General features: G+C 76.2%; 5 protein-coding genes. All 5 read right to left on the bottom strand.

The annotated features are described in order from the left end of the window. On the bottom strand, positions 1-1038 hold a 1038-nt coding region (locus C6N75_RS13025), incomplete at its 3' end, for an N-acetylglucosamine kinase (RefSeq protein WP_105869049.1). After that, on the bottom strand, positions 1029-2291 hold the full coding sequence (locus tag C6N75_RS13030) for a 6-phospho-beta-glucosidase (protein ID WP_105869050.1): 1263 nt from the start codon (positions 2289-2291) through the stop codon (positions 1029-1031). The genes C6N75_RS13030 and C6N75_RS13025, both read right to left, overlap by 10 nt. Before the next feature lie 43 nt (positions 2292-2334). After that, positions 2335-3591, bottom strand: coding sequence for an ROK family transcriptional regulator (locus C6N75_RS13035; protein WP_105869051.1), 1257 nt, complete (start codon positions 3589-3591; stop codon positions 2335-2337). A 157-nt stretch (positions 3592-3748) separates the two neighbouring features. After that, a complete protein-coding gene (gene sbnA, locus C6N75_RS13040; RefSeq protein WP_105869052.1) occupies positions 3749-4756 on the bottom strand; it encodes a 2,3-diaminopropionate biosynthesis protein SbnA in 1008 nt (335 codons plus the stop codon). Positions 4757-4796: 40 nt separating this feature from the next. After that, a partial coding sequence (locus tag C6N75_RS13045; RefSeq protein ID WP_105869053.1) for a 2,3-diaminopropionate biosynthesis protein SbnB occupies positions 4797-5577 on the bottom strand: 781 nt, incomplete at its 5' end.

Genomic DNA, 5577 nt, shown 5'->3' on the forward strand with positions numbered 1-5577 from the left:
GGTGCTGGGCGCCGGACTGCTCGGCCTGGACGCGCTCGGCGCCCCGGCGTACGCCGCGCGCAGGCGGGCGCGGGCCGCCGCCGGTGCGCCGAGCGCGTCCAGGCCGAGCAGTCCGGCGCCCAGCACCGGGGGCGCGGTCACCACCCGGGGCGTCGCCTTCGGGGCGCGGGCCGCGAGCCGGGCGGTCACGGCCGCGTCCAGGGCGGCGTGCCCGGCGGCCAGGACGCTGCCGCCGAGCACCACCGGCGCCTCCTCGGCGAGCAGACCGAGCCGGGTCAGCGCGATCACCGCCATCGCCGCCACCTCCTCCGCGAGCTTCTCCACCAGCGCGGCCGCCACCGGATCGCCCGCGCCCGCCACCGCGAACAGCTCCGGCGTCACCTCGTGCCGCCAGCCGGCCCGCACCCTCCCCAGGTGCGCGGCCTCGATCAGCGCGTACATCGAGTCCAGGCCGAAGCGGGCGGGCAGCGCGCCGGCCAGCGCGGTGGGGGCGCCGCGGCCGTCCTCGGCCCGGGCCGCGTGCCACATCGCCTCCTCGGCCAGCCCCATCCCACCGCCCCAGTCGCCGGAGATCCGGCCCACGGCGGGGAAGCGGGCGGTGCGGCCGTCCGGCAGCATGCCCACGCAGTTGATGCCCGCCCCGCACACCACGGCCACCCCGCGCGGCTCGTCCGCGCCAGCCCGCAGCAGCGCGAAGGTGTCGTTGCGCACGCTCACCGCCCCGCCCCAACCGCGCTCGCCGATCGCCGCCGCCAGCGCCTCCTCCTCGGCGGGGAAGTCGGCGTTGGCCAGACAGGCCGACACCCGCTCCACCCCGCCCGGCGCCACCCCGGCCGCACGGGCCTGCGCCCAGGCCCGCTCGACGACCGCCGCCAGCACGTCCAGGGCCGCCGCCGCACCGGTGCGCTGCGGCTGGAAACCACCGCCGCGCGCCGAGGCCAGCACCGTGCCGTCGGCGGCCAGCAGCGCCACGTCGGACTTGCTGTTGCCCGCGTCGACGGCGAGCACCGAGGCCCGGGGCCCGGCCGTCACGCCCATGCCAGGTGCTCCCGGTTGTGCGCGACCAGCCGGTCCGTCAGCTCGTCGGCGAGCCGGTACTGGCCCACCAGCGGGTGCGCCAGCAGGGCCTTGGCGACCCGGTCGCGCCCGCCGCGCAGCGCCGCGTCCAGCGCCAGGTCCTCGTACGCCGTCACCTGCGCGACCAGCCCCGCGTACAGCGGGTCCAGGGGGCGCACGGGCAGCGGCACGGCCCCGTCGCCGTCCACCCGGGCCTGCACCTCGACGACCGCGTCGTCCGGGAGGAAGGGCAGCGTGCCGCGGTTGGCGGTGTTGACCACCTGCACGCCGGGGGAGGAGCCGAGCAGGGCGGCGGCGAGATCGACGGCGGCCTCGGAGTAGTACGCGCCGCCGCGCTTCGCCAGCAGTTCCGGCTTCTCGTCCAGCGCCGGGTCGCCGTACATCTCCAGCAGGTGCTCCTCCATCGCGGCGACCTCGGCGGCCCGGGACGGCTTGCCGGCCAGCTCCGCCACCACCTCGTCGTGGGCGTAAAAGTAGCGCAGGTAGTAGGACGGGACGGCGCCCAGCCCCGCCAGCAGCGCGTGCGGGAGCCTGACGTCGTCCGCGATCGCCCGGCCGTGCTCGGCGAGCAGGCGCGGCAGCACGTCCTCGCCGTCCGGGCCGCCCAGGCGCACGCCCAGCTCCCAGCTCAGGTGGTTGAGGCCGACATGGTCCAGGTGGACCCGCTCCGAGGTGGTGCCGAGCAGGGCGGCGAACTTCCGCTGGAAGCCGATGGCCACGTTGCACAGGCCGACCGCCTTGTGCCCGGCCTGGAGCAGCGCGCGGGTGACGATGCCGACCGGGTTGGTGAAGTCGATGATCCAGGCGTCCGGGTTGGCCCGGCGGACCCTTTCGGCGATGTCCAGCACCACCGGCACGGTACGCAGCGCCTTGGCCAGGCCGCCCGCGCCGGTGGTCTCCTGGCCGACGCAGCCGCACTCCAGCGGCCAGGTCTCGTCCTGCTGCCGGGCCGCCTGCCCGCCCACCCGGAGCTGGAGCAGCACGGCGTCGGCGCCCTCGACGCCCGCGTCCAGGTCGGTGGTGGTGACCACCCTGCCGGGATGCCCCTGCCTGGCCAGGATCCGCCGCGCCAGCCCGCCGACCAGCTCAAGGCGCTCCAGCGACGGGTCGACCAGCACCAGTTCGGTGACCGGCAGGGTCTCGCGCAGCCGCGCGAAGCCGTCGACCAGCTCGGGGGTGTAGGTGGACCCGCCCCCCACGACCGTCAGTCTCATGTTGCGTTGCCCCGTCCTCGTCTTCTCGTGGTCCTGGTTCGGCTCAGTCGGTGGGCCGCGTCCGCCCGGAGGTGTCGAAGACCTCGTCGCGGGTGGCGGCCAGCGCGCTCTCCAGCGCACCGCGCGCCACCGGGTGCTCGGTGACCTCGCCGAGGACCAGGCGCGGTCGGGAGGCGGCCAGTTCGTGCAGCTCGGACGCCACCCGGCGGCGCAGCGGCTCACCCCCCGGAGCGATCGCCGGACCGGCCAGGACGACCAGCCCCGGGTCCACCACGGCGGTCACCGCCGCCAGTCCGGTGGCCAGCCTGGTCGCGTAGGCGTCCAGCAGCCTGCCGTACGGGCCGGTGTCGTCCTCGGCCGCCCGGGCCAGCAGCGCGGCGGCCACCGTCGAGTGGCGGCCGCGCGGCGCGTCCGTGACGCCCGACTCCCGGGCCAGCCTGGAGAGTTCCTGGGCGCCGGCCAGCGTCTGGAAGCCGCCGCCGCCACTCCGGCTCACCCCGCGCGCCAGCGCGGCGCCCGGGACCGGCAGGAAGCCGACCTCGCCCGCCCCACCGGTGAAGCCGCGGTGCGGCCGGCCGCCCAGCACCAGCGCAGCGCCCAGCCCCTCGCCGTTCCACAGCAGGACGAAGTCCTCCTGGCCGCGGGCCGCCCCGGCGTGCCGCTCGGCGACCGCGACCAGGTTGACGTCGTTGTCGTAGCCGAGCGGCATCGGCAGCGCCGCCGCCAGCTCGTCCAGCAGGGCGGGGGAGTGCCAGCCGGGCAGATGGGAGGCGTAGCGCAGCCTGCCGGTGGACGGGTCGAAGGCGCCGGGGGTGCCGATCACCGCCCGGTGCACATCCGCCCGGACCAGTCCGGCCTCCTTGACCGCGCCGTCCAGCGCCCCCGCCACCTGGGCGGGCACGTCCCCGGCCCGGCGCGGCGAGGTGCGGACCTCGTGCGCGCCGACGACCGTGCCGGTGATGTCGGCGACCGCGGCCCGGATGCGCTGCGGGGTGACGTCGAGCCCGGCGGCGTACCCGGCCCGCGGGTCGAGCGCATACAGCCGGGCGCCCGGCCCCGGGCGGCCGGTGCTGGTACCGCCGGCGACGACCAGCCCGGCCGCCTCCAGCCGGGCGAGCAGTTGCGAGGCGGTCGGCTTGGACAGCCCCGTCAGCGCCCCGATCCGGGTCCTGCTCAGCGGTCCGTGCGCCAGCAGCAGGTCCAGCGCCGCCCGGTCGTTCATCGCCCGCAGCACCCGCGGGGTCCCCGGCACGCCGCCCGCGGAGGGGCCTCCGGGGTGGCTTCCGGGGTGGTGGGACATCACGGCAGGCACCTCGCCCCTGGTCGTCGCGGTCGTCGCGGTCGTGTCGATCGTCAGTAAGGTTTCCTGACAGTCCCGGTCGACGCAGACCGTACGACGTGGGCGCACGGAGGCGCAAGGGCGTCACGGCGAGCTGCCGAGGCGGCTGGCGCCCGGGTCACGGCGCCCGGTGGTAGGGCGCCCTGACCGGGGCGGCCGCCGGGAGGGTCGGGGCGAGGGCGTCCGGGCCGTACAGGGCCTCCACCCAGTTCGCCTGGTAGACGGTGTCCAGGTAGCGCTCGCCCAGGTCGGGGGAGATCGCCACCGGGGTCACCTCGTCGGACACGTCGTGCCCGGCCAGCCAGGTCGCCGCGCCGCTGACCACCGTGCCGGTCGAGCCGCCGAACAGGAAGCCGCGCCGGGCCAGCCCCCGGCAGGTGCGCACCGTCTCGGCCTCCTCGACCCGCACCACGTCGTCCACCCAGGCGGCGTCCAGCAGCGGCGGCGGCACGCTCATGCCGAGGCCCGGGATCATCCGGGGCCCCGGCAGCCCGCCGAAGCTCACCGAGCCGGCGCTGTCCACCGCCACCACCCGCACCGGGCGGTGCCACTGCCGGAAGAAGCGGGCGCAGCCCATCAGGGTGCCGGTGGTCCCGGCGCCGACGAAGAGCACGTCCAGCTTCGGGAAGGCACGGGCGATGGCCGGGGCGGTGGTGCGGTAGTGCGCCCGCCAGTTCGCCGGGTTGGTGTACTGGCTGAGCCACACGTGCCGGGGGTCGGCGGCGCACACCGCCCGGACGAACGCCAGGCGCGCGCCGAGCAGTCCGCCGTCCGGGGACGGTTCGGCGACCACGTGCACCCGGCTGCCGAGCGCCTCCATCATCAGCCGGGTCGCCAGGTTGCAGCGGGTGTCCGTGACGCACAGGAAGCCGTAGCCCTTGCTGGCCGCGATCATGGCGAGCGCCACCCCGAGGTTGCCCGAGGAGGACTCGACCAGCACCGAGCCGGGGCCGAGCGCGCCGGCCTGCTCGGCCGACTCGACCATCTCCCGGGCGGCCTTGAGCTTGATGGAGCCGGCGAAGTTGAACCCCTCGCACTTGAGATACAGCGGACGGCCGAGAGGGGCCCGCAGGTCGACGTAGAGGTCCTCCTCGTTGTAGGCGTGGGGGACCGAGATGACGGGCACGGCTCATTCCTCCTCGTGGGGGGCGGGGGCGCGGGACGGGTCAGCCGTAGCGGCGCAGTTCGTGGAAGAAGCCGTCGGCGACGTGCAGTTCTCCCGACCGCGCCACCTGGTCGTAGGCGTACTTGCCGACCGCGAGGTCCAGGACTCCGAGGCCGAAGGGGGAGAAGACGACGGTGCGGTCCGGCGGCACGGCCAGTCGTCCGGCCAGCACGTCGTCCAGGGTCCCGGCGACGAACCGCCTTGATCCGGTGAGCTGTTCGGTCAGGTGCGGCGAGGTGCCGGCGCGCAGGCAGTGCTCGACGTCGTCGACGACGTTCACCGCGTCCAGCAGCACCCGCGGCGCGAGGTCGCGCAGCGAGAGGTGCAGCACCACCGGGTGGTGGGCGAACCAGCCGCCGTCGTGCACGTGCGGCGAGGCGGCGACGGTGGCGAAGACCACCAGGTCGCTGTAGCGGACCAGTTCCTCCGGGCCGCCGTGCACGGTCACCCGGCCGCCGGCGCCGGACTGCTCCAGGTACAGCCGGAAGCCCGACGCGCTCGCGGCGGAGGTGTCGTACACCCCGATCTCGTCGAACTCCCAGCCGGTGGCGGTCAGGAAGGTGTGCGCGTACCGGGCGATCAGTCCGGCGCCGAAGAAGCCGACCCGCCGGGGCCGGGGCCGGCTCCGGCTGAGCCGCCCGGCGGCCGACGCGGCCGACGCCGCGGTGCGGCTCGCGCTGATGATCGAGCTCTCCAGGCAGGCGAACGGGTAGCCGGTGGCCGGGTCGTTGAGGATGAGCACGGCCGAGGCGCGGGGCAGTCCCGCGGCGGTGTTGGCGGGG

Origin of the sequence: Streptomyces solincola (genome assembly GCF_002982015.1) — a bacterium.
Lineage (GTDB): Bacteria > Actinomycetota > Actinomycetes > Streptomycetales > Streptomycetaceae > Streptomyces > Streptomyces solincola.